Source organism: Micromonospora sp. Llam0 (assembly GCF_003751085.1).
GTDB lineage: Bacteria > Actinomycetota > Actinomycetes > Mycobacteriales > Micromonosporaceae > Micromonospora_E.
The window spans coordinates 905,605-928,355 of record NZ_RJJY01000002.1; the positions used below are offsets into that span (position 1 = coordinate 905,605).

A 22,751-nucleotide genomic window follows, 5' to 3' on the forward strand; every position below is an offset into this window, starting at 1 on the left:
CTGCGGTCTTGTCGCTACTGCGGCGTGGCTGGACTCAGAAGTCCATCTCGCCGCCGCCCGGCGCACCCGCCGGAGCCGGGTTCTTCTCCGGCTTGTCCGCCACCACGGCCTCGGTGGTCAGGAACAGCGCCGCGATCGACGAGGCGTTCTGCAGCGCCGACCGGGTCACCTTGGCCGGGTCGATGATGCCCGCCTGCAGCAGGTCCACGTAGTCGCCGTTGGCGGCGTTGAGGCCGTGGCCGGCCTCCAGGTTGCGGACCTTCTCCACCACGACGCCGCCTTCGAGGCCGGCGTTGACGGCGATCTGCCGCAGCGGGGCGTCCAGCGCGATCTTCACGATCTGCGCGCCGGTCGCCTCGTCGCCGACCAGGTCGAGCTTGTCGAAGGCGGTCTTGCCGGCCTGCACCAGGGCGACGCCACCACCGGGGACGATGCCCTCCTCGACGGCCGCCTTGGCGTTGCGCACCGCGTCCTCGATGCGGTGCTTGCGCTCCTTGAGCTCCACCTCGGTGGCCGCGCCGACCTTGATCACCGCGACGCCGCCGGCCAGCTTGGCCAGCCGCTCCTGCAGCTTCTCGCGGTCGTAGTCGGAGTCGCTCTTCTCGATCTCGGCCCGGATCTGGTTGACCCGGCCCTGGATCTGCTCGGCGTCGCCGGCACCGTCGACGACCGTGGTCTCGTCCTTGGTCACCTGGACCTTGCGGGCCCGGCCCAGCATGTCGATGGTCACCGCGTCGAGCTTCAGGCCGAGCTCCTCGCTGACGACCTGGCCGCCGGTGAGGATCGAGATGTCGGTCAGCATCGCCTTGCGGCGGTCACCGAAGCCGGGAGCCTTGACGGCAACCGACTTGAAGGTGCCGCGCACCTTGTTGACGATCAGGGTGGCCAGCGCCTCGCCCTCGACGTCCTCGGCGATGATCAGCAGCGGCTTGCCCGACTGCATGATCTTCTCCAGGATCGGGAGCAGGTCCTTGACCGAGGAGATCTTGCTGTTGACGATCAGGATGTAGGGGTCGTCGAGGACGGCCTCCATCCGCTCCGGGTCGGTCCAGAAGTAGGGCGAGATGTAGCCCTTGTCGAAGCGCATACCCTCGGTGAGCTCCAGCTCCAGGCCGAAGGTGTTGCTCTCCTCGACGGTGATGACGCCTTCCTTGCCGACCTTGTCCATCGCCTCGGCGATGATCTCGCCGACGCTGGAGTCACCGGCGGAGATCGACGCGGTGGACGCGATCTGCTCCTTGGTCTCCACGTCCTTGGCGAGCTTGCTCAGCTCCTCCGCGACGCTGGACACGGCGGCCTCGATGCCCCGCTTCAGGGCCATCGGGTTCGCGCCGGCCGCCACGTTGCGCAGGCCCTCGCGGACCAGGGCCTGGGCCAGGACGGTCGCCGTCGTCGTGCCGTCACCGGCCACGTCGTCGGTCTTCTTGGCGACCTCCTTGACCAGCTCGGCGCCGATCTTCTCGTACGGGTCCTCGAGCTCGATCTCCTTGGCGATGCTCACACCATCGTTGGTGATGGTGGGGGCGCCCCACTTCTTTTCGAGCACGACGTTGCGGCCCTTCGGGCCCAGCGTCACCTTGACGGCGTCGGCGAGGGTGTTCATGCCCCGCTCGAGACCGCGGCGCGCCTCTTCGTCGAACGCGATCATCTTGGCCATACGGCGTTGTCCTCCTGGACGCTCGCAGCACCGGAGCCGGTCAGCTCCGCCATGCCGCCTGCTCTACGCACCTTCGGACGTCACTACCTGGCGACAGTGACGTCCGCCGGCCGGGCCGGATAGCCCGCGACGACCGGCCATCTCCGTCACCCCGCGGAAGCGGAACGACGGCGGTGGCCCCACCGCCCCGACCTTTGGCACTCCCGGTTGGCGAGTGCCAATCCTTGTTTAGCACTCTCCCCTGTCGAGTGCAAGCGAACAGCAACTTGCCGGCCCGACGTCACCCGTCGGGCCGCACGGCCGCAGACTGCGGTCACGGTCAAGATCAGGTGGGCAGGATCGCCGGGCGGCGAGACGATGAAAGGCGCCGGCTCCACGAGGAGAACCGACGCCTTGCGGGTACGCAGACCTGTGTCGAGCTATCAGATACGTCGCCGTCCGGTCGGGCGGCCGCACCGGCCACCGGACGCGCAGTTGGCCAGCAGTGTGTGACTAGGCGATGACCCGGACCCTCTCCGCCTGAGGACCCTTCTGCCCCTGAGCGATCTCGAACTCGACGCGCTGCCCGTCGTCGAGCGCCTTGTAGCCGTCCATCTCGATCGCGGAGAAGTGGACGAAGACGTCCTGACCCCCGTCGACCGCGATGAAACCGTAGCCCTTCTCGCTGTTGAACCACTTCACGGTGCCCTGCGCCACGGTACTTCCTCACTTCTGTCGTGCCGGGCCTCTGCCGGCCCTCTGGTCGGCGTGTTCGCCGGCCGGAGCCACCGATCGGACTCCCGTGCGGGTGCCCGACTACAGCAGCCGGAATCGCACGCTACACGAGGCCGGACGGCACCGCACTACCCCAAAAGGGGACATTAACCCCCGGTCAAGTCTCTCTGGCACCACATTTCGTTGACCACGTGTGTCCCGTACACCGCAGAACGTGAAGCCCGGACGGCATCGCGCACCTGGCAGCCGGGCCGTCCGACGGTCGGACCGCACCGCGCCCCGGCACGACCGCGCCCGCCAACGCCGCCCGGCGGCCGCCGCCGTCGGACTGCTCATCGTGCTGTCGGCGTTCACCGGCGGCCTGCCCGGCGACGCCGGCAAACCACCGCCGCGCGAGCCGGGCTGGACCGTCGCCGACCACGACCACCACCAGCGCAGCGTGTTGCTGCGTGCCGGCACCGTGCCGGCACCGACCGACGGATTCTTCTCCTGGGCGGCGCTGAACCGGCGTACCGGGCTGATCACCGGGTCGCCGAACTTCGCCGCGCAGAGCGACACCATGTCGTTGATCAAGGTGTGGCTGGCCGCCGACGACCTGCGCCGCGCCGACGAGCAGGGCCACATGCTCCGGACACCCCAGCTGGCCCAGCTGTCGTCGATCATCCGGGACAGCGACAATCCCGGCGCGGACGCCACCTACGACCGGGTCGGTGGCCGGGAGTCCATCGAGCGGATGGTACGGCTCTGCGGACTGACCGACTCGGCCCCAGAGCGCGACCTGTGGAGCAACACGGTCGTCTCCGCCCGCGATCTGACCAGGCTGGGGCGCTGCCTCGCCGACGGACGGGCGGCCGGGCCGCAGTGGACGCCGTGGCTGCTGTCCGAGATGCGCGCCGTCCGCGGTGAGGGCGACTTCGGCCCGCGGGACGCGCTCACCCCCGAGTACGCGGCCACCATCGCCATCAAGAACGGCTGGCTGCTGCGCGACGAGGACGGGCTCTGGCACGTCAGCTGCCTCGCGATCGGGGAGACCTGGGTGATCGGCGCGCTGGCCCGCTACCCCGGACGGCACGGGCTCGACCACGGTGTCGACTACTGCCGGCAGCTCGGCACCGCCCTGCTGCTGGTGGCGTGACCTGGTAGAAACTGGCGGCGGGCCGATAGCGCTGGTGGCGTGACCGGCGCGGGCCGGGCCGAAGGCGGGATTCCGGTTGTCGGCCGGGCCGCGCCGGGTGAGCATGCCGGCATGGGAACTGGGACCGACACCGACCACGTCGTACCGTCGGTAGCCGCAGTCCGGCGGATCCGGGCCGACGACGCCGCCCGGATGCGGGCGCTGCGACTGGAGATGCTCGCCGATTCGCCGTTGGCGTTCATCGAACGGCTCGCCGACGCGGCGGCCCGCCCGCTGCACGAGTACGCCGAGCGGGCGGCCCGGTCCGCCGTCGGTGACCTGATCGCCCAGTTCGTGGCCGAGACCGGGCCGACAACGTTCGTGGCGCACGCGGGAGCACACGTCTGGCGCGACGACCCGTCGGTGTCCGTTCTGTTCGCCGTCTACATCAGCCCGGCCTGGCGCGGCCGGAACCTGCTCGCCGAACTGGTCGACGCGGTGGCCGCCTGGTCACGCGCGGCCGGGCGGCCGGAGCTGATACTGGAGGTGGTGGTCGGCAACGACCGGGCGGTACGGGCGTACCAGCGGCTCGGCTTCACCGACACTGGCGTGCGCCTGCCGCACCCGACCCGGCCGGACCTGACCGAGTTGCAGATGCGCCGGCCGGCGTGACCGGCGAGCCGACCCCGGCCCGGCTCATCAGCCGGGCCGGTCGGCAACCACAGTGGGTCAGACGTGCCGGCGGGACTGGACGATCCGGAACCGGCCGGCGACGTACGCGCCGTCGGTCAACGCCGAGTTCGCGGCGGCGTTGGCACCGCTGGCGTGGAAGTCGGAGAAGGCCGCCGACTGGTTGACGAACACGCCGCCGGTGAGATTCGCCGACAGGTGCACACCGACGTCCAGCGCGGCGGCCTCCACGTCGGCGAGCACCCGCTGGTCGGTCGAGTAGACGCCGGCGGTGAGCGCGCCGCGGGCGGCGACCGTACGCCGGAAGATCTCGACGCTGCGCTCGGTGGACGCGGTGGCGACGACGAAGGTGACCGGCCCGAACCACTCCCGGCCGTAGACGTCGTCGGCGTCCGCGTCGAGCTTGACGACCAGCGGGGTACGCACCACCGCGTCCGGGTACGCCGGGTGGCTGATCTCCCGCGACTCCAGCACCGGTTCGCCGAGCTTGGCGGCTGCGGCGAGCCGGTCGAGGACCGCGTCGTCGACGATCGCGCCGATGAGCTCGACCGCCCGGGCCGGGTCGCCGGTCAGTTTGCCGATCGCGGCGGCGATGCCACCGGCCACCTCGTCCGGGCTCTTGCGCCCCTGATCGGTTTCGATGCCGCCAGCCGGCACCAGGATGTTCTGCGGGGTGGTGCACATCTGTCCGCTGTAGAGTGACAGGGAAAAGGCGATGTTGCGGCACATGCCGGCGAAGTCGGCCGTGGAGTCGACGACGATCGTGTTGACGCCGGCCTTCTCGGTGTAGACGGTGGCCTGACGGGCGTTGGCCTCCAGCCAGTCGCCGTACTCGGTGGAGCCGGTGAAGTCGATGATGCGCACCTCGGGGCGGCCGGCGAGGACGGTCGCCAGCCGCTCGCCCGGCGCCTCGGCGGCGAGCTGCACCAGGTCGGGGTCGAAGCCGGCCTCGCTGAGCACCTCGCGGGCGTAGCGGACGGTGATGGCCAGCGGCAGCACCGCGCCGGGGTGCGGCTTGACCAGCACCGGGTTCCCGGTGACCAGGGAGGCGAACAGCCCCGGGTAGGAGTTCCAGGTCGGGAAGGTGTGGCAGCCGACCACCAGGGCGACGCCGCGCGGCACCACGTGGAACGTCTTGGTCATCCGCAGTGGTTCGCCGCGGCCGGCCGGCTTCTCCCAGCCGGCGGTGCGCGGGTGGCGGGTCATCTCGGCGTACGCGTAGGCGACGGCTTCCAGCGCACGGTCCAGCGCGTGCGTACCGCCGGCCTGGAACGCCATCACGAACGCCTGACCGGTGGTGAACTGCACCGCGTTGGCCAGCTCGAAGCTGTGCGCGTGCAGCCGGGCGAGGATCTCCAGACAGACGCCGGCCCGGCTACGCGGGCCGGCGTCACGCCAGCCGGGCAACGCGGCCCGGGCGGCGGTGATCAGCTGGTCGACGTCGGCACGGGGGTACCGGACGTCGAGTTCGATGCCGAACGGGCTGTCGTCGGTGGCGACCGGGGCGCCGGTGGCGGTGGGCTGGTCGAGGGGAAAGTCCTTGCCGAGGTAGGCGCGGAACGCCGCCGCGCCCTCGGCGGCGGCGTGTTCGCCGTAGATCCGCGGGCTCGGCGACTCGGGGTAGGCCGACCAGTAGTCCCGTTCGGCGATCGCGGTCAGCGCCCGGGCCAGGGTGTCGGCGTGCGTGACGTACAGCGGGTGCGGGGTCTCCGTCATGCCGTCATCATGCCTCAGATGGTCTGCTGCCAGTTCTGCCAGATGTCGACCGCGCGGAAGCCGATCGCCTCGTTGATGGCGATCATGTGCTGGTTGCTGTCGGCGTTCCAGGTGTCGATCACCCGCAGCGCCGGTTCGTGGCGCAGCGTGAACCGCAGGTTCTCGATTTTGACGATGGTGCCCAGCCGGTGGCCGCGATGGTCCGGGTCGACGATGGTGATCTGCTGGTACGCGTGCCAGTCCGGCTCGGCCTGGCGGGTGATGTTGCTCCAGGCGACGATCCGGCCGCTGTCCAGGTGCCGGGTCACCGCGTGGTAGCTACGGAACCCGGCCGCTGACCGTGCCAGGTCCACTTCGTGGATCCGGTCGGCGTCGACCTTCTCCGGCTCCCATTCCAGGTCACCCATTGGCGAGTCGGTCACCAGCCGTCCGTCCAGGTAGGCGAGATCGGCGCGGTACTCCGGCGGGCAGTGCCCGACCCAGGTCGCCAACTCGTAGCCGGGGGCGCGGCGCCAGCTGTCGGCGAGCATCACGTCGAGCGCAGGCTGGTCGACGGTGTCGATGTCGAGTCGGCGGCGCGCGTCGACCAGGGCCGATTTGGCGCCCATGGCGTGGGCGAAGGCGGTCGGTGCCGGGTCGCGGGCGACACCGCCGGGCATGGTGTCGGCCGACTGCCCCATGATCCGGGTCCGGCCGGTTTCCCGGGCCCGCCGCACGGCGTATGCGTGCAGCGCCCGACCGACGCCGCGCCGCCGGTGAGCGGGCATCACGTGGATGTCCAAGCCGACGTTGTCGAGGTTGTCGAGCAGCGGGAACTCCATGGCGGCCAGCCCGACGGGTAGGCCGTCCACGCTGGCCAGCGCGGCCTCGAACCGTACGCTGCGGCGCGGATGGCGCAGCAGGGCTTCGAACCACTGACGTGGGGTCGGCGGCATGTCCGGAACGAAGAAGGCCGACCGCTTGATCTGGTATGCCTGCTCGAAGGCGGCCTCGTCGGCCGGATCCAGCGGGGTGATGGTGATGTCCATGCCGTCGAGCCTGACGGGGCCGGGCCACCCGCGCGACCGAATTACCGATCGGAAGATGTTGGTCGGGAGGACGCTCGCACAGCGCCTCCGGCGCTGTCGGTCGTTGGGACCCAGGGTTGAGATTGTTGCCAAGCTCGGTCGGGGCCCTTACGGCGAGTCGTCCTCCCGCACGGAGCATCCTGCGCCGTGCAGTTGCAGTCGTCAAGACCCCACCGGCGTATTTTCTCGACCTATGGCAAAACACCGACTACGGACCGCACATGAACATCGGCTGATCGGCGTACGCCGATCAGCCGATTCAGTGGAGGGCGTGCTGGTCAGAAGGTCAGCCGAGTAGTCCGACCTCACGAACCGAACGCAACGACGGCTTCACCCGATGCGTCGGGCCGACCTGCCCGGCGACCGCGTCGATGGTCTTCAGACCTTCACCGGTGTTGTAGACGACCGTCTCGGCGGCCGGGTCCAGCCGTCCGCTGTCGACCAGCTTCTTCAGCACCGCCGTGGTCACCCCACCGGCTGTCTCGGCGAACACCCCGGTGGTCCGGGCCAGCAGCCGGATCCCCTCCCGGATCTCGTCGTCGTCGGCGTAGTCCATCCAGCCACCGGTGCGCCGCACCGCCTCCAACGCGTACAGGCCGGCGGCCGGGTCACCGATGTTGAGCGACTTGGCGATCCCGGTCGGCTTCACCGGCACGATCTGGTCGGTCTCGCGGTGCAGCGCGGTCGCGATCGGGTTGCAGCCGGCGGACTGCGCGCCGAACACCCGCCAGCCGTTCGCCGGCGCGTCGACCAGACCGATCTCGACCAGCTCGGTGAACGCCTTGTCCACCTTGGTGAGCAGTTCACCGCTGGCCATCGGAATCACCACCTGCTCGGGGATCCGCCAGCCGAGCTGCTCGGCCACCTCGTAGCCGAGAGTCTTGGACCCCTCCGCGTAGTACGGCCGCACGTTGACGTTGACGAACGCGGTGTCCTCGAACTCGTCGGTCTCCACCAGCTCGCTGCAGAGCCGGTTCACGTCGTCGTAGGAGCCCTCGATCGCGACCAGCTCACCGCCGTACACCGCAGTGGTGACGATCTTGCCGGGCTCCAGGTCGCCGGGGATGAAGACGATCGACGGTACGCCGGCACGAGCGGCGTGCGCGGCGACCGAGTTGGCCAGGTTACCGGTGGAGGCGCAGGCAAACCGGGAGAAACCGAGCGTACGGGCGGCGGTGAGCGCGACCGAGACGACCCGGTCCTTGAACGAGTGGGTCGGGTTGGCGCTGTCGTCCTTGACCCACAGCGGTGCCCGGATGCCGAGCTCGGCGGCGAGCGCGGCGGCCGGGACGAGTGGGGTGAAGCCGGGATCCAGGCTGACCCGGGTGGCCGGGTCCTGACCGGCGGGCAGCAGCGGGGCGTACCGCCAGATGTTGGCCGGACCCGCCTCGATGTCGGCCCGGGTGACGCGAGCGAGAGCCGCCGGGTCGTAGCCGACCTCCAGCGGCCCGAAACACTCGTAACAGGCGTGTTGCGCGGCGAGCGGGTATTCGGCACCGCAGCCGCGACAGACCAGGACACGGGCCGGGCTGGTGGTGCTCACCGGGGCGGAGTCGGGGCTGGTGGTGCTCGCGTCGATCAGCGACGTCATGGCGGCTGTCCTCTCATCTTTCCCTGCGCCGCGCGGTGCGACGGGGACGGAATTGGCACCTGCCCCGGCTGGCCGATTGCGACCGGCGCGACGGGTGGGGTGGTTGCCGGGGCTTCATCGGGCCGTGTCCCTCTGCCCCTCTGGATGAGGTATGAAGTTGTGTTTCCAGCGAGTGTACGGGCGCTGGTCGGACCGGGCACCCGGCGATCCCAGGGTGTGAGCAAGCCCGCACCGGCCGCCACCGAACGTCGACCGGGCGCGACCTGCCGTCACACCGGGCGGGCTCGGCGCAGCCAGTCCCAGGCCTGCTGCTCCGCACCGGCGTGGAAGTGCCGCAGCTCGATCGGCGTCATCGTGTCCGAGGCCCGGGTCACCCACTCGGCCACCCGGTTGCCGCCGACCACCGCAGCCCGGTCGATGTCGGTCAGATGCTCCCGGGCGAACCGCAACCGGTCGTCGATCGCCGAAAGCCCCATACCCGGCAGGCTGTCGTCCGGCAGCCGGCCGAGGACCGAGACCGAGCCGTACTCGGCGATCACCGCCCGCAGCTCCCGGTACAGGTCGTGGTACTCCTGCTCGGTCAGCTTCCCGGCCACCTCGTAGCCGAGCACGTTCCCTTCCTGCCCGATCTTGGTGATCATCCCGTTCCTTCCCTGCAGCCTCGCGAATCCCGGATGCCGCCCGGTCGTCGACCCGGCGTGGCCGTCCACTGCCGTTCCCGGATGGCGACCCCGCACACCTGCGACCCCGCACACCTGCGAGTCCGCCGGCCGTCAGCCGAGCCCGCCGGCCGTCAAGCCGAGCCCGCCGGCCGTCAAGCCGAGCCCGCCGTCGGCAGCCGCCGCCCGCACCTGCGCGAGCACCTCGTCGAGCAACTGTGGAGCCGTGGCGATCGTCGCGGACGAGTCGAGGCTGTGCGGCGTACCGTCCATGTCGACGACGGCGGCCCCCGCCTCGCGGGCGATCAACGTGCCGGCGGCCATGTCCCACGGCTTGTTCGACAGGGCGATCGAAACGTCGGTACGGCCGTCGGCCACCCAGACCAGGTCGATCGCGGCGGAGCCGAGCATCCGCACCCGCAGCGCGCCCCGGGCCATCCGCTGGGTGAGCGCGAACCGGGCGGCGTTGCGCTCCGCGGCTTCGTCGCCGACCGCGAAGTCGCCGAGGTTGACCAACGCGTCGGGCAGCCGCGTCGTACCCCGCACGTGGATCGGCCGGCCGTCGCGCCACGCGCCGCCGCCGATTGTCGCGGTGTACCGGCTGGCCAGCATCGGCAGCTCGATCACCCCGACCACCGGACGCCGGTCCCGGACCAGGGCCAACGACACCCCGCACAGCGGTACGCCGTGCGCGAAGTTGACCGTGCCGTCGACCGGATCCAGCACCCACTGAAGCCCGTCGCCGACCCCGGAAACGCCCTCCTCCTCGCCGAGGAACCCGACGTGCGGGGTGGCGTCGGCCAGGAATGCGCGCAGCTCCCGCTCGACGGCGAGATCCACCTCGGACGCGTAGTCCCGGTCGCCCTTGCCGGCCAGGTGCCCGGGCTCACGGGTACGGATCAGCTCGGCACCGCGCGCGGTGGCCTGTGTCGCGATCGTGAGCAGGTCGTTCAGGGCAAGCGGATTGTCAGCCATGCCGCCAACCCTAGACAGGCCGCCAGCCCTGGGCAGGCCACCAACCGGGACAGTCGGGTGACCGCTGGTCAGAAGCTCGACGCGTACCCGCGGCTCGACTCGATCGCGCTCTGCGCGAGGGCGGCCGCTTCGGCCAGCTTCTGCTTGGCCTGCTCGACCTTGGCGATCGTCTCGGTCACCTGCGAATGGCTGGACCCGCTGGTGATCGCCCGCAGCGCGGCCCCGCTGGTGCTCAGCGCCTCCGCGCTCGCCCGGATCGCCCCCACCTGCTGGCCGAGCTCGTCACCGAACCGGGCGACCCCCGCCTTGACCTCTTCGACCGAGCTCATGCCTGAACCCTCCCCATCGGACGACCACCGGGACCGGTACGACGCTACCGGACGTGAACCACGGTCCCGTTCACCATCCGACCGTGACCACACCTCGGATCACCGCCGGCAACACCCACCAACGGTTACGTAAAGTAGTCTTCAGATCATCAAGTGAGCGAGCATCGGTGGCCATTTGACGACCGAGACAGAGTTCCAGCTGCCCGGCTACTTGCGCACAACCATCCTGACTGGAGAACAAGTCCGCAAGTGAAAGCGGGTGCCTTTGCCAGGATGCCAGGCGGACGTCGGTGACGGCGGCTGCCTTCCATCCGCCCGTCCACGTTTTCGGCCATGCACCTTTCGACGATCACCGTCGGCAACGATAGAGTGAGGGCGGACCGTGTGGGACAGACCACGCATGAGGGTACGGAGTTGCCGTGGGACAGGGTCGCAATCATCAAGGCACGCTGATCGAGCCGGATCGCCGAAGCCCGGCTCGACCGGTGCTGCGGACACAAGACGTCGCCGCACCCGTCGGGGCGACCGTCGAGCACGCGCTCCGGCGGTTCATGCAGCTCGGTTCGGTCGGCGTCGACGAACGGGACACTGACGCGCGCCTGCTCCGGGTCGGCAAGGGCTGACCGGCGGACGACGGAGTCACCTACGCCCGGCCGAGATCGAGCGGACCAGCTGCGACGCACCGAAATAGGTGGCAACCAGGATCCCGAGGCCCGGAACGAACGCGATGCCACCGGTGAGCACGTTGCCGACTTGCTGTTCGCCGACCGAGGAGTTTGACTCGCCGCGGGCGACGCCGTCGACCACCGTGGTGCAGCGGCTCAGCTCAGGGTCGCAGGTCGGTAGGTCGGTGGCGACCTTGATGCCGACGCCCATCAGTGCGATGCCAGCCCCTGCGGCGCCGAGCAGCCCGACCACGGCCGCAGTGCGTTTCAGGACCACTCGGACTCGGCCGGTGCCCCGATCGGGGCGCGGCTCGCGAACCGGCCGGGTGCTGCGGATCGCCCGGACGAGCCGCGCGATCGTGCTGATCAGGACACACAGCACGACCAGGACCGGAATCGTAAGGAACGACCACAGCCACATACTCTTACCGGCCATGATGCCGAGGGCCAGCGGGAGGGCGAAAATGCTAAAGAAGAGACCGTTCACGACGCCGCCCGAGACAGTCCTGCCCCACGACTTCTCCACGTTGGTCATACAGCCAACGTAGCAACGCCTTTCTATCGCCAACCCTCCGCTACGACGCACTGCCGATCTGCATGGTCGTGCCCACGGTCGGACCGGCCGGGTCACCCGGCGGGAATCACTCGCGATCCGACCAGCCGGTGGGCGGGTGACGACCCGGTTCCACCGGCTGGTCGGGGCGTGGCTGAGCCGATTACCGCGTCACTCCCAGCGGATCTTGACGCAGTTGCCGGTGGTGTAGCTGCCGTTGTCGTGCCGCGCCAGTTCGTGGGCGGAGTTCGCGATCCGGGCGCACACCTTCGGCTGGTCGCCGACCGCGTTGATGAACGCCGGGTCGTCGGTCCAGACCACCGACGGCTGCTTGGCCTCGACGTACCAGAATCCCTGCTGGTCCTCCGGGACGTGGCTGCCCATGATGCTGTCCGGCGGGTTGGTGCCGTCGCTGCCGTAGATGTGCAGGTGCCATCCACCGTTGGTGGACGGCTGGTTCCCGCCGAACTCCGCTTCGTACTCGACGGTCAACTTGCCGCCGGCGACCCGCGCCGAGGTGAGACAGACCCAGGTCCAGTTGCTCTTGATCTCGTCGGTGCACTGCTCGTCGGCCGGGATCTGCGGAGTGTCCGGCTCCGGCTCGCCGGTCTGCTCCGGCTGCTGGTCCTGCGGCTGTTCCGCTCCGTCGTCCTGGCCGGGATCGTCCACGCCGTTGGCGACCGGCTGGCCGTCGTCGTTCTGCCCACTGGTCAGCGCGTAGGTGACCCCGCCGCCGGTGAGCAGCACCACCAGCACGGCGGCGGCCACGATCAGCGGCCCACGGCCACGCTTCGCCGACGACTTCTCCCCGCCACGACGCGCCTTCGGGTCGTCGGTGCCGACGGAACCCGCCGAGGCGAACGTCTCGGTACGGGACGGGTAGCCGCCGCCGTCCGCACCGCCGCCGCGCCCGACGGAAGCGACACCGGTGACGCCGGCCGGCGGCGAAGACGTGCGGTAACCCGCCGGGGAGACGGGCGCGGTGGGCGGAATCGGCGCGGTCGGCGGAACCCGGTAGGTACCGGTCGCCGATGCCGCAGCCGGCGGAGCCGGGTTCGGCATCGGGGTCGGGGCGGGACCGGCCGGCGTCGTCTGGCCGGTCAGCTCCGCGGCGGCCAGCCAGGCGGCGCCGAGCGAGACCGAGTACTTGGGGTGCGCGTCGACCGCTACCGGCCGGCCCAGCTCCGAGCCGACCAGCTGGGAGACGATCGGCATCCGCGACGAGCCACCGACCAGCAGCACCGAGTGCACCTGCTCCGGCGAGCAGCCGGCGGACCGTACGGCCCGGTGCAGTGCCTCGATCGAGCCGTGCAGCACCGGGCGGACCATCGCCTCGAGCTCGGAGCGGGTGAGCCGGATCTCGGTGGAGATGTTGGGCAGCAGCACCGGGATCGAGGTGTCGGTGTCCGACGACAGCGCCTCCTTGGCCTGGATGCACTCGTCGCGCAGCCGGGCGACGGCGGCGATCGCCGCCGGATCCTCCTCGTCGAGCTCTTCGAGTTTGCCGCCGAGCGCCGCCCGGACGTGGTTGAACACCGCGGCGTCGAAGTCGATGCCGCCGAGTCGTTCGATGCCCTCCGGCTGGCCCATGATCTCGAAGCCGGTGGGGGTCTTGCGCAGCATCGCCGCGTCGAACGTGCCGCCACCCAGGTCATAGACGGCGACGATGGAGCCCGGCTCGATCCGCTGCTGCTCGGCGTAGTTGATCGCCGCGGCGGCGGGCTCGGTGGTGTAGGTCACCGGTACGTCGAGGTTGGCCATCCGCACCGCCTGGCGGAGCAGGTCCAGCTTGTACGGCCCCCAGTTGGCCGGGTGCGAGATGCAGATCGCCGCCGGGAAGCTGCCTTCCCGGCGGGCCACCTCTTCCACCACCGACCAGAGCAGCCGGGACATCAGGGCTTCGGCCGACTGGGGTACGCCGCCGAGCAGGATCGGGGTGGTGTCGCCGAGCCGCCGCTTGAACTCGCGGGCCACCCGGTGCGGCTCGGAGAGCCCCCGGCGGTGCGCCGCCTCACCGGTGAGAAACGTCTCGTCCTGCCGTAGCAGCACCACGGATGGGATCGCGGCGCTCCGGCCGCCGAGTGAGACGGTCTCCACCCGGCCTTCCCGCCAGATCGCTGCCGCCGTGAACGTTGTGCCGAGGTCAATGCCAAGTGCGTACATCAGGGTTGCTCCGATGGAGTTTGTGGAGACAGGTATGGCCGGGTCTGGGTGGCCGACCGGCGGTGTGCCGCACACCACGGAGTCGGATCACTGCTGAAAACGGTAGTGGTACGAGGCGAACGTCCGGTGGCTCCGCTGGGCCGGATGGCTCCGGTCGGGTACGCGGTCACCGGGACCGCCGCTGGTCGGCGATGATGCCCTCGCAGGACCGGACCGCCACCCGGGCGGCCACCGACAGCTCGTACGAGGTCATCGGGCTCTCGGCGCGACGCTGCCAGCGGCCAAGCGCCTCGACCGCGCTCTCGGTCACCTCGGCGGTGGTCGCGTCGGCCGGCAGCCTCAGCCGCTGGTGCGCCGCCGCGCCGGAACCGCCGATCACCTGCTCGAGCTCGGCGACGACCGCAGCCTTGCCGGTGATCCAGCCGGCGCGCAGGCTGGACAGCACGCGCAGCTCGTTGAACGGATGCGCCGAGGCGATGATCTCCTCGACCGCGCCGGCCACCTGCTCACTGCCGGGTCGGACACAGACCCGGGTGACGTCGGAGAGCGCCAGCAGCGCCGACCGGGACTTGAGCACGTCGCGGCGCTCGAAGAACAGTGAGCCGAGGACCTCGCGCAGCTGGGTGAGCCCGCTGCGCTCGGTCAACTCCTGGGAGAGTTCGGTGGCGGTGGCCGCGCCGTTGTGGCGCAGCATCGCGGCGGACAGTCGCAGGCCGAACATGCCGAGCCGGGCCAGCAACGCTTCCCGTTCGATCGTGGTCAACCCGAGTTCGGGCATGTTCTGCACGAACCGGTCAGCGGAGAGCAGCAGCTGCTCGGCCTGGGCCACCGGCAGTTCGGCGACCCGGCGCAGCTGCGCGACCTCCACTTCGGTCAACGTGGCGGCGGTCTCGGCGAGCAGACCGGCGACCGGGACGACCGACTGCACCAGCCGGCGCACGTTGGCGTCGGTGCTCAGCCGTTCGGCGATCCGCCGGGCGGACGCCATCGCGTCGAGCCGGCCGACGCCGATCTCGTCGGCCCGGGAGAGGATGCCGATGGCGTTGACCGGGTTGGGTCGGGACACCTCAACGTCGTGGAAGGCCCGCAGGAAGTCGACGTCGTTGGAGTGCAGGTGGCGCATCAGGTAGACGACGGCGTCGGCTGGGGTCTCCTCCTCGTCCGGCACGAGCAGGTCCCAGGCGCGCCGGGAGGTCTGCTCGGAGAGCGAACCGATGCCGGGGGTGTCGATGAGCGTCACGTTGCGCAGCGCCTGCGACGGCCAGGTGATGTCCAGTTGCGCGACGTCGTCGACGGACAGATCGCCCAGGTCGACATCGATCGCGCCGTCCTCGCGGGTGAACCGGAGCTGGCGTGGCTCGCCGTCGGTGGGCGTCGCCAGCACCCGGTAGGTGTGTCCGTCCTGGTACCAGGTGACGATCCGGGTGCACTCCCCGGCGTCGGTCGGGGCCAGCCGGTCGCCGACCAGCGCGTTGAGCAAGGTGGACTTGCCGGCTTTGACCCGGCCGGCGATCGCCACCCGCAGCGGCTCGTCGAGCCGGTCGCGGACGGCGCTGAGCCGCCGCTCGTACGCGGTGCCCTGGTAGACCTCGACGGCGTGGCCGAGCACGCTGCGGGTCCGGTCGATCAGACTCATCCGGTCACCGCCGGTGACCGTCGTCCGGGCAAACGGCTACAGAACAACTCGGACTCCACATTTGTCACACCGCTACTTTCTAGTCCGCCGGGGATGTGTCGTGTTGTCTCGCTCGTCGGAGTCGGCCATCGGTATCGGACCGACCCGCGGATCCACCCGGGCGACCCTGTCGATCAACGAGTTGCTGACCGGCTGAACAGCCCAGCCGGGAGACACAGCACAGCTGACCAAGCGCACGTTCGGCGGCCGGCGGAACGCACGTTCGGGATACGGCGCACTCAGCGCCCAGGTCGAGCCGAGAGTACACGGTACACGCGTACGGGGTCAGGCCATGCGTCGGCCTGCGGAGCCGTCCGTACACTGCCTCACTGACGCGGGCAAGGAGGGGCTGCACCGGTGACTGTCGTGGTGGGTGTGGACGGTTCCGGGCGAACGCGGCGGCTGGGCGAGATCGCCACGGCCGCCGGCCGACCGGCCGTACGCGTGTCGCCCGCAACCACCGACGACCTGCAGGTTCTCCTGGACCGGGCGCGCGCCGACGACGCCCTGGTCCTGGTTGACGACGCACACCACCTGGAACCGGCGATCCTACGGTCACTGACCGTGGCTGCTCGCGGCGGGGTGTCGATGGCGATCGCCCGACGTCCCACGATCACCGGTCCCGAACTCGCCGACCTGGACGAGGTGGTCGCCGGGCAGGGCCCAGTCGAGCAGCTCGGCCCCCTCCCCTCGGCCGCCCTGGCCGAGCTGGCGAAGGAGGTTCTCGGCCGACCGGCCACATCGGAACAGCTGGACGCACTCCAGGTCGCCTCCGCCGGGCTGGCCGCCGTCGCCGTCGCGGTCGCCGCCGACCCGTCCGGTACGCCGCCGGCGCTGGTCGCCCGACTACAACGTCGATTCGCCACCGCCGCCGCCGGACGTGACGTCGCCGAACGCGGTGTCGCCGGGCTGGCCGCAGTCCTGGCCCTCGGCCTGGACCTGGCCGACGACGTGGTCTGCGCCGCGACCGGCCTGGACCCGGCCGAGGCGGCCACCGGAATGCGGTCGCTGCGCGACGAGGGGCTACTCACCCCCGACGGGGAACGGATGATCCCGGCGGTCGCCCGCGCCGTGCTGTTCGACCTGCCCCCGTCGGAGCGCCGTCGGCTACACGAGACCGTGGCAACGGCGCTGCTGGCCACCGGTGCCGACCCGGTCCGCGCCGCCGGCCAGCTGCGCGCCGCGCGGGCCCGGACCCCGACCGCCGCCGACGTCTACCGGCGGGCCGGCGACCGGTTGCGGTTCACCGACCCGGGCAGCGCCCTGACCTGGTACGACGACGCACTGGACGCCGGCGCCGATCCGTCCATGGTGGCCGCCGGGCGGGCCGAGGCGGCCACCCTGCTGGGGGTGCCGGTCGACCTGGACGGCCCGGCTGCCGCTCCGGCCGACACCGGCCGGATCGCCCTGGTCGCCGGGGCGGCGGCGGCGTACGACGGCCGCGCCGGCCGCGCGGCGGAGGCGTTGCTGGGCGCCGACGCCCCCGGCCCGGTCCTCGCGGTACCGGCGCTGGTGGTCACCGGTCAACTGGCGGCTGCCCGGACGGCGGCGACCGGATCGGCCCCGCTGCCGGTGCGGCGGTTGGCCGACGCCGCGCTGGCGATGACGGATCCGGCGGCGGCGCTGCCGTTGCTGATCGAGGCCGCCGAGAGTTTCGAACAGGCACCGCCCCCGGTCGCCGTACCGGATCTGCCGCACGCGGTCGGGGCGCTGGTCGCGGTGGCCGCCGGTGACTCCGCCACCGCCGAGCATCTGCTGGACCGGGCGTCGACCAGCGGGGCCGGTGGTCCCGTCGCGCTGGACCGGCACCGTACGCTGCTGGCCTGGGTCCGGATGCGCACCGGCCGGTACGACTCGGCCGTCGCCGAACTGCGCCGACTGTCCGGTGCCACACTGCCCGGCCGGGAACGGCTGACCTACGCCGGCCTCACCGCCGGGATCGCCCGCCGCAGCGGGGACATCGCCCAACTTCGGGCGGCGTGGTCCGTCGCCGAGCCGGTGCTGGCCCGCCGGGCGGTCGACCTGTCCCAGCTGGAAGTGGTCGAGGAGCTGCTGGTCGCCGCCGCCCGGCTGCGCCACCACCAGCGGATCACGCCGGTACTGGCCGACCTGGCCGGCATCATCGACCAGCTGGGTCGACCGACGGCGTGGACGGTGTCGCTGAGCTGGATCAGGTTGCAGATCGCGGTCGTGGGTGAGGACCCGGCGGCGGCTGCGGCAGCGGCCGACGAGCTGGCCTCGCTCGACCCGGGCGGATTCCGGCAACAGGCGCAGTGCCGGGCCGCCGGCCGGTGGGCTGCGGTGCTCGCCGGCGAGGTCGACCCGGACGCGGTGCTGGCGGACGCCGCCGAGCTGGCCGCCGCCGAGCTGCCCTGGGAGTCGTCCAGACTGATCGGGCAGGCAGCTGTCCGGACCACCGACGCGTCGGCCGCCCGTCGGCTGCTGGAACGGGCCCGGGAACTGTCCCGGATGGACCCGGTGCCGGACGAGACTCAGCAGGGTGCCTCGCACGGTGGCCTGTCGGACCGGGAGGTCGAGGTGGCCCGGCTGGTGCTGGCCGGCCGGACCCACCGGGAGATCGGGACGCAACTCTTCCTGTCCCCCAAGACAGTCGAGCACCATGTGGCCCGGATCCGCGGCAAGTTGGGGGTTACCACCCGGGCCGAGATGGTCGCTACGCTGCGAAGTCTGCTCCCCGAGGAGTCCTGACTTGTCGGTTAGCTGACCTGAGCTTGGTGGCACCCCCCTACACCCCCGAACCTGGCAGGGGGGAAGCCCCGATGCGAGGGGCGGGCGTCGACCCGCAGTCTTGTACTTGTCCGGCCGATCGGGACGGACCAGAACCCCTACGAACCACGAATTCAGGAGACATCATGGCCGCGGTAGAAGTCACCCCGTTGATCGTCGAAAAGGTCAAGGCGCTGTTCGACAAGGTGTTCAGCAGCGAAGAGGAGACCGCCAAGTTCCTGGCCGACCCGGAGGGCGCGTTCGCCGCCAACGGGATCGAGGCGGAGACGCTCAACGAGCTCGACGTCGACCAGATCGTCGGTGAGGCGGCGTTCGGCAGCAGCGACGGCCCGTCCGGTGGGGGGCCCGGTGGGGGCGGCTTCGCTGGCGGGGGGTCCGGTGGAGGCGCCGGGGGTGGGGGCTTCTCCGGTGGGGGGGCCGGTGGAGGCGCTGGTGGGGGCGGCGGCTTCGCCGGAGGTGGTGGCGGCGCCGGTGGGGGCTTCGGTGCCGGCGCCGCCGCCAACGTGCCGACCCCAGAGGTCGTCCAGCAGGTGACCCAGGTGACGCAGAACTTCACCAACCAGAACTTCGTCGACAACTCGCAGACCTTCACCGACAACTCCACCGAGATTGACAACTCGGTCGACCTGGACGTGGACGGTCCGGTTGTTGGCGACATCGACGTCGACTCCGAGAACCTCAACCAGACCGGGGACGGCAACGTCGCCAACACCGGTGACGGGGACGTCAACGCGGCCACCGGTGACGGGGCGGTGGCGCAGCAGGGCGACGGCGACCAGGTCGCCGCGACCGGCGGGTCGGTGGCGGCCGGCGACGACGCGTTCGGCGTCACCGGCGACAACTCGTCGCTGGAGTTCGTCGACGGTGACAAGGTGACCGCCGGCGACGGCGCGGTGGTCGGCACCGGCGACGGCGACGTGCTCGGCGCGACCGGGGACGGGGCGTTCCTCGGCAACTCGGAGTCCGGCGACGTGGTCGGCAACACCGGCGACAACGCCGTCACCGCTGGCGACGACATCGACGGTGTGGTCAACACCGGCCTCAACACCGGAGTGATCGCCGACGGTGACGTCGACCGGACGGTGCTGGGCGACAACACCGGCATCGTCGCCGACGACGTGGACAAGGCCGTGGTCGGCGACAACAACCAGGCCGCCCAGTTCGACATCGACGCCAGCGGGGCGGCCGGCGGCGACGCCAGCGGCACCGGCGGCGACGGCGGCCGGGGCGGCAACGCCAGCGCCGACGGCGGGAACGCCGGCGACGGTGGGACCGGGGCCGGGGTCGGCATCGGGACCGGTGTCGGCGTCGGGCGTGGCAAGGGCGAAGGCGAAGGCGAAGGCGACGGCGAGGGCGGCGACGGCGGCGACGGCGGCCGGGGCGGCAACGCCACGGGTGGCAGCGGTGCCGGTGGCAGCGGCACCGGCGGCGACGCCAGCGGCGGTGCCGGCGGCGAGGTCGGGCCGATCAACATCAACTTCGGGGGCGGCAGCCAGCAGAACACCACCGACTCGAAGATCGAGGACTCGTCGCTGGCCTCCGGAGGCAACTCGGCCAGCACCCAGGACTCGTTCAACGACCAGTCCACCAACGACTCGTTCAACGACCAGTCGACCGACAACTCGGTCAACACCGACGACTCGTTCAACCAGGAGGACTCCTTCAACACGGAGGACTCGTTCACCACCGACGACTCGTTCAACAACAACAACACCGCCGAGGCGGACAGCACTCCGGACCCGGCCCTCGGGGCGTGACCGGACACCCACAGAGCGGGCCGGACGTCGCACGGCGTCCGGCCCGGTGAGCGCCAACATGGCGTGGCAGGTCCGGCCGGGGCCTGCCACGCCATGTTGGCGCTCGCACCGTTTTGCCGCTGGCCACCGCCCGCTGACCACCGCCCGCTGATACCAACCTCGATCGAGGAGCGACGTTGACCGCGAAAACGACACCCCCTGACGCTGACAGCACGCTGCAACGGGCGACACAGATCGTCGATCTCGCGGTACGCGCCTGCGAGGCGTACGACCGCCCCGACCTCGGTGGCCGGCTGGCCACCATCCGGCACACCCTGTCCGACCCGGTGGTGCACGTCGTGGTCGTCGGCGAGTTCAAGCAGGGCAAGAGCTCGCTGGTCAACGCGCTGGTCGGGACGAAGATCTGCCCGGTCGACGACGACGTGGCCACCGCCCTGCCGACCTACATCCGGCACGGACCGCAGCCGTCGGCGCAACTGCTGTTCAGCGACGACCCCGCCCGGCGGGAGCCGCTGCCCATCGACCAGGTGCAGGACGTGGTGCTGGAACGGGCCACCGGCGACGCCACCCCGCCCGGGATCGCCGGGGTGGAGGTCCGGCTGCCGCGCAACATCCTGTCGAACGGCCTCGTCATGGTCGACACCCCGGGGGTCGGCGGTCTGGGCTCGGTCCACGCTGCGGCCAGCCTGGCCGCCGCGTCAATGGCCGACGCGCTGCTGTTCGTCACCGACGCCGCCCAGGAGTTGACCCGCAGCGAGCTGGACTTCCTGCGGCAGGCCCACGAGGTGTGCCCGACGGTGGTGTGCGTGATCACCAAGACGGACTTCTACCCACACTGGCGGAAGATCCGTGACCTGGACGAGGGCCACCTGCGCCGCGAAGTCGAGATGCCGATCATCCCGGTGTCGTCCGCGCTGCGGCTGCGGGCCGTCGCCGGCAACGACAAGGAACTCAACGCCGAGTCCGGGTTCCCGGATCTGGTCAAGTTCGTGACGCAGCGGGTGGCCGGTGGGGCGGCGACCCGAGTCGCCACACAGGCCGCCGCGTCGGTCGTCGGCATCTGCGAGCAGATGGAGAACCAGTTCAAGGCAGAGCACGCCGCGCTCGCCGACCCGGAGGCCGCCGCCACGGTGGTGGCCGAGCTCAACGCGGTGAAGCAGCGGGTCGAGGCGCTCAAGGCGGCCGCGGCGAAGTGGCAGCAGACGCTGAGCGACGGGATCTCCGATCTGAACGCCGATGTCGACTACGACCTGCGCGGCCGGCTCCGGCGCATCCTCGAGGAGGCCGACGCCGCGATCGAGGAGATCGACCCCGCCGACGCCTGGGACGAGACCGAACGCTGGTTGCAGGCCAGGGTGTCCAACGAACTGCTGGCCAACTACATGATGCTGCGGGACCGGGCGATGAGCCTGAGCGACGACGTGGCCCTGCACTTTCAGGAGGCCGCCGGCGAGGTGCTACGCCACGTCGCCATCCCCGACCCGGTCCCGCTGGTCGGCACCGCACAGGTGGACCACAAGATCGAGCTGGCCAAGATGAAGCTCGGCAAGCAGGCGATGGTAGCGCTCAAGAGCGCCTACGGCGGCGCGCTCATGTTCGTCATGCTCGGTTCGTTGACCGGGATCGCGCTCGGCCCGATCGGTATCGGGATCGGGCTGGTGATGGGCCGCAAGGGCCTGCGCGAGGAGAAGAAGCGGCAACGCGTCAACCGGCAGAACCAGGCGAAGAACGCCGTCCGGCGGTACTGCGACGAGGTCAGTTTCGTGATGACCAAGGACTCCCGGGACACGCTGCGCCGGATTCAGCGCCAGCTCCGCGACCACTACAGCGCGCTGGCCGAGGAGTTGTCCCGGTCGAACGCCAAGGCGCTGGCCGCCGCGTCGGAGGCCGCGCAGCGGACCAAGGCGGAGCGGGAGAGCCGGCTCCGCGACCTGAACGCCGAGCTGGACCGGCTGCGTCAGCTGCGCGAGCACGCCACCGCGATCGTCGGCGCCTGACCGGTCAGCCGGCCCCGAGGTCGTCGATCTCCGCGGCACCGTCCACCCCGGCGGTGCCCTCGGAGATCGACGGCATCGCCCATGGGTCACCGGACGATAGCGGACCGTCCAAGAGATCCGCCGCATCCTGTTGGCTGTCGTGGCTGGCCGGTTCGGCGTCGTCCCCGGTTGGGCCGGCCGGGGACGGCTCGACCGTTGCCGGCTCACGATCGTCGACGGTCGGGCCATCGCCGTGGCCGAACGCCGCGTCGATCTCCGGGCCGGCCGCGAAACTTGGGTCGTCGAACCCGGAGGCGTCGAACCCGGAGGCATCGAACTCCGCCCCATCCGGCATCGGGCCGTCGAAATCCGGACCGTCGAACGCCGGATCATCGGGCATCGGATCGTCGAACGCCGGCACGGGAGCCGTAGCGAGCAGGTCGAGCGGCGAGGCCAGATCGTCCGGTACGGTGCCGTCGCCGCCGATCTGGCTGTGCGCCGTGACGAACGGGGCCAGATGCTCGGCCACCTCAGCCGGAGCGGTGTCCGCGAAGCTCACCACGGCCTGCGCCAGCAACTCCGGGGGAAGGTCCGCGTAGCCGTGGGCATCGAGCACGGCAGCGACGTCGCTGTGGGCTGCGGCGTCGCCGGGCAGCCCAGCGAAGATCTCGTGCAGGGATCGCGCCGGTGCCATGTAACCAC

General features: G+C 71.0%; 18 protein-coding genes and 1 riboswitch. Of the genes, 6 read left to right on the forward strand and 12 right to left on the reverse strand.

Annotation, left to right across the window (positions count from 1 at the left end; genetic code table 11):
• Positions 1-34: 34 nt before the first annotated feature.
• Both groL and EDC02_RS31460 read right to left on the reverse strand, forming a co-directional pair.
• Positions 35-1,657 carry a chaperonin GroEL gene (groL, locus tag EDC02_RS31455; protein ID WP_123605878.1) on the reverse strand — a complete coding sequence of 541 codons (1,623 nt, stop codon included), beginning with the start codon at positions 1,655-1,657 and terminating at the stop codon, positions 35-37.
• Between the two features lie 492 nt (positions 1,658-2,149).
• Positions 2,150-2,353, reverse strand: coding sequence for a cold-shock protein (locus EDC02_RS31460; RefSeq protein WP_067305333.1), 204 nt, complete (start codon positions 2,351-2,353; stop codon positions 2,150-2,152).
• A gap of 232 nt (positions 2,354-2,585) precedes the next feature.
• Between EDC02_RS31460 and EDC02_RS31465 the strand changes: the two genes are divergently transcribed.
• Positions 2,586-3,506: a serine hydrolase gene (locus EDC02_RS31465; protein WP_123605879.1), complete on the forward strand. Its 921-nt coding sequence runs from the start codon at positions 2,586-2,588 to the stop codon at positions 3,504-3,506.
• 111 nt (positions 3,507-3,617) lie between these two features.
• Positions 3,618-4,157: a GNAT family N-acetyltransferase gene (locus EDC02_RS31470; protein ID WP_123607283.1), complete on the forward strand. Its 540-nt coding sequence runs from the start codon at positions 3,618-3,620 to the stop codon at positions 4,155-4,157.
• A gap of 57 nt (positions 4,158-4,214) precedes the next feature.
• On the opposite strand, the gene paaN is transcribed toward EDC02_RS31470, so the two are convergent.
• From paaN to EDC02_RS31500, 6 genes are all read right to left on the reverse strand, one after another.
• Positions 4,215-5,891, reverse strand: coding sequence for a phenylacetic acid degradation protein PaaN (gene paaN / locus EDC02_RS31475; protein ID WP_123605880.1), 1,677 nt, complete (start codon positions 5,889-5,891; stop codon positions 4,215-4,217).
• 14 nt (positions 5,892-5,905) lie between these two features.
• Positions 5,906-6,919 (reverse strand): GNAT family N-acetyltransferase, encoded by a 1,014-nt coding sequence (locus EDC02_RS31480; RefSeq protein ID WP_123605881.1) that lies wholly within the window; start codon positions 6,917-6,919, stop codon positions 5,906-5,908.
• A 325-nt stretch (positions 6,920-7,244) separates the two neighbouring features.
• A complete protein-coding gene (gene thrC, locus EDC02_RS31485) occupies positions 7,245-8,549 on the reverse strand; it encodes a threonine synthase (RefSeq protein ID WP_123605882.1) in 1,305 nt (434 codons plus the stop codon).
• 10 nt (positions 8,550-8,559) lie between these two features.
• Positions 8,560-8,700, reverse strand: a riboswitch (SAM riboswitch).
• A 118-nt stretch (positions 8,701-8,818) separates the two neighbouring features.
• A complete protein-coding gene (locus EDC02_RS31490; RefSeq protein ID WP_148083716.1) occupies positions 8,819-9,190 on the reverse strand; it encodes an STAS/SEC14 domain-containing protein in 372 nt (123 codons plus the stop codon).
• Positions 9,191-9,322: 132 nt separating this feature from the next.
• On the reverse strand, positions 9,323-10,183 hold the full coding sequence (locus EDC02_RS31495; protein WP_123605884.1) for an inositol monophosphatase family protein: 861 nt from the start codon (positions 10,181-10,183) through the stop codon (positions 9,323-9,325).
• Between the two features lie 68 nt (positions 10,184-10,251).
• The gene (locus tag EDC02_RS31500) at positions 10,252-10,512 is read right to left on the reverse strand and encodes a hypothetical protein (RefSeq protein WP_123605885.1); all 261 of its coding nucleotides are present in this window, start codon (positions 10,510-10,512) and stop codon (positions 10,252-10,254) included.
• Positions 10,513-10,997: 485 nt separating this feature from the next.
• Here EDC02_RS31500 and EDC02_RS40540 point away from each other — a divergent pair, with 485 nt between their 5' ends.
• Positions 10,998-11,135, forward strand: a complete 138-nt coding sequence (locus EDC02_RS40540) for a hypothetical protein (protein WP_158632384.1) — start codon at positions 10,998-11,000, stop codon at positions 11,133-11,135.
• Positions 11,136-11,151: 16 nt separating this feature from the next.
• Here EDC02_RS40540 and EDC02_RS31505 read toward each other — a convergent pair whose 3' ends face one another.
• The 3 genes from EDC02_RS31505 to EDC02_RS31515 all read right to left on the reverse strand — a co-directional run bounded on the left by EDC02_RS31505 (position 11,152) and on the right by EDC02_RS31515 (position 15,529).
• Positions 11,152-11,712, reverse strand: a complete 561-nt coding sequence (locus tag EDC02_RS31505) for a hypothetical protein (protein WP_123605886.1) — start codon at positions 11,710-11,712, stop codon at positions 11,152-11,154.
• 189 nt (positions 11,713-11,901) lie between these two features.
• Complete coding sequence (locus EDC02_RS31510; protein ID WP_199757988.1) at positions 11,902-13,893, reverse strand: Hsp70 family protein; 1,992 nt, start codon at positions 13,891-13,893, stop codon at positions 11,902-11,904.
• Between the two features lie 166 nt (positions 13,894-14,059).
• The gene (locus EDC02_RS31515; protein ID WP_199757989.1) at positions 14,060-15,529 is read right to left on the reverse strand and encodes a dynamin family protein; all 1,470 of its coding nucleotides are present in this window, start codon (positions 15,527-15,529) and stop codon (positions 14,060-14,062) included.
• 396 nt (positions 15,530-15,925) lie between these two features.
• On the opposite strand from EDC02_RS31515, the gene EDC02_RS31520 reads away from it, so the two are divergent.
• From EDC02_RS31520 to EDC02_RS31535, 3 genes are all read left to right on the forward strand, one after another.
• Complete coding sequence (locus EDC02_RS31520) at positions 15,926-18,277, forward strand: LuxR C-terminal-related transcriptional regulator (protein ID WP_123605887.1); 2,352 nt, start codon at positions 15,926-15,928, stop codon at positions 18,275-18,277.
• 164 nt (positions 18,278-18,441) lie between these two features.
• Positions 18,442-20,073: a hypothetical protein gene (locus EDC02_RS31530; protein ID WP_158632385.1), complete on the forward strand. Its 1,632-nt coding sequence runs from the start codon at positions 18,442-18,444 to the stop codon at positions 20,071-20,073.
• Positions 20,074-20,249: 176 nt separating this feature from the next.
• On the forward strand, positions 20,250-22,070 hold the full coding sequence (locus EDC02_RS31535) for a dynamin family protein (protein WP_123605890.1): 1,821 nt from the start codon (positions 20,250-20,252) through the stop codon (positions 22,068-22,070).
• Positions 22,071-22,074: 4 nt separating this feature from the next.
• On the opposite strand, the gene EDC02_RS31540 is transcribed toward EDC02_RS31535, so the two are convergent.
• Positions 22,075-22,743, reverse strand: coding sequence for a hypothetical protein (locus EDC02_RS31540; protein WP_123605891.1), 669 nt, complete (start codon positions 22,741-22,743; stop codon positions 22,075-22,077).
• Between the last annotated feature and the right edge of the window lie 8 nt (positions 22,744-22,751).

Excerpts from the sequence above, each read along its gene's own strand:
- groL (WP_123605878.1), bottom strand. The coding sequence starts at position 1,657 with ATGGCCAAGATGATCGCGTTCGACGAAGAGGCGCGCCGCGGTCTCGAG.
- EDC02_RS31470 (WP_123607283.1), top strand. The coding sequence starts at position 3,618 with ATGGGAACTGGGACCGACACCGACCACGTCGTACCGTCGGTAGCCGCA.
- paaN (WP_123605880.1), bottom strand. The coding sequence starts at position 5,891 with ATGACGGAGACCCCGCACCCGCTGTACGTCACGCACGCCGACACCCTG.
- EDC02_RS31480 (WP_123605881.1), bottom strand. The coding sequence starts at position 6,919 with ATGGACATCACCATCACCCCGCTGGATCCGGCCGACGAGGCCGCCTTC.
- thrC (WP_123605882.1), bottom strand. The coding sequence starts at position 8,549 with ATGACGTCGCTGATCGACGCGAGCACCACCAGCCCCGACTCCGCCCCG.
- EDC02_RS31490 (WP_148083716.1), bottom strand. The coding sequence starts at position 9,190 with ATGATCACCAAGATCGGGCAGGAAGGGAACGTGCTCGGCTACGAGGTG.
- EDC02_RS31495 (WP_123605884.1), bottom strand. The coding sequence starts at position 10,183 with ATGGCTGACAATCCGCTTGCCCTGAACGACCTGCTCACGATCGCGACA.
- EDC02_RS31500 (WP_123605885.1), bottom strand. The coding sequence starts at position 10,512 with ATGAGCTCGGTCGAAGAGGTCAAGGCGGGGGTCGCCCGGTTCGGTGAC.
- EDC02_RS31505 (WP_123605886.1), bottom strand. The coding sequence starts at position 11,712 with ATGACCAACGTGGAGAAGTCGTGGGGCAGGACTGTCTCGGGCGGCGTC.
- EDC02_RS31510 (WP_199757988.1), bottom strand. The coding sequence starts at position 13,893 with ATGTACGCACTTGGCATTGACCTCGGCACAACGTTCACGGCGGCAGCG.
- EDC02_RS31515 (WP_199757989.1), bottom strand. The coding sequence starts at position 15,529 with ATGAGTCTGATCGACCGGACCCGCAGCGTGCTCGGCCACGCCGTCGAG.
- EDC02_RS31530 (WP_158632385.1), top strand. The coding sequence starts at position 18,442 with ATGGCCGCGGTAGAAGTCACCCCGTTGATCGTCGAAAAGGTCAAGGCG.
- EDC02_RS31540 (WP_123605891.1), bottom strand. The coding sequence starts at position 22,743 with ATGGCACCGGCGCGATCCCTGCACGAGATCTTCGCTGGGCTGCCCGGC.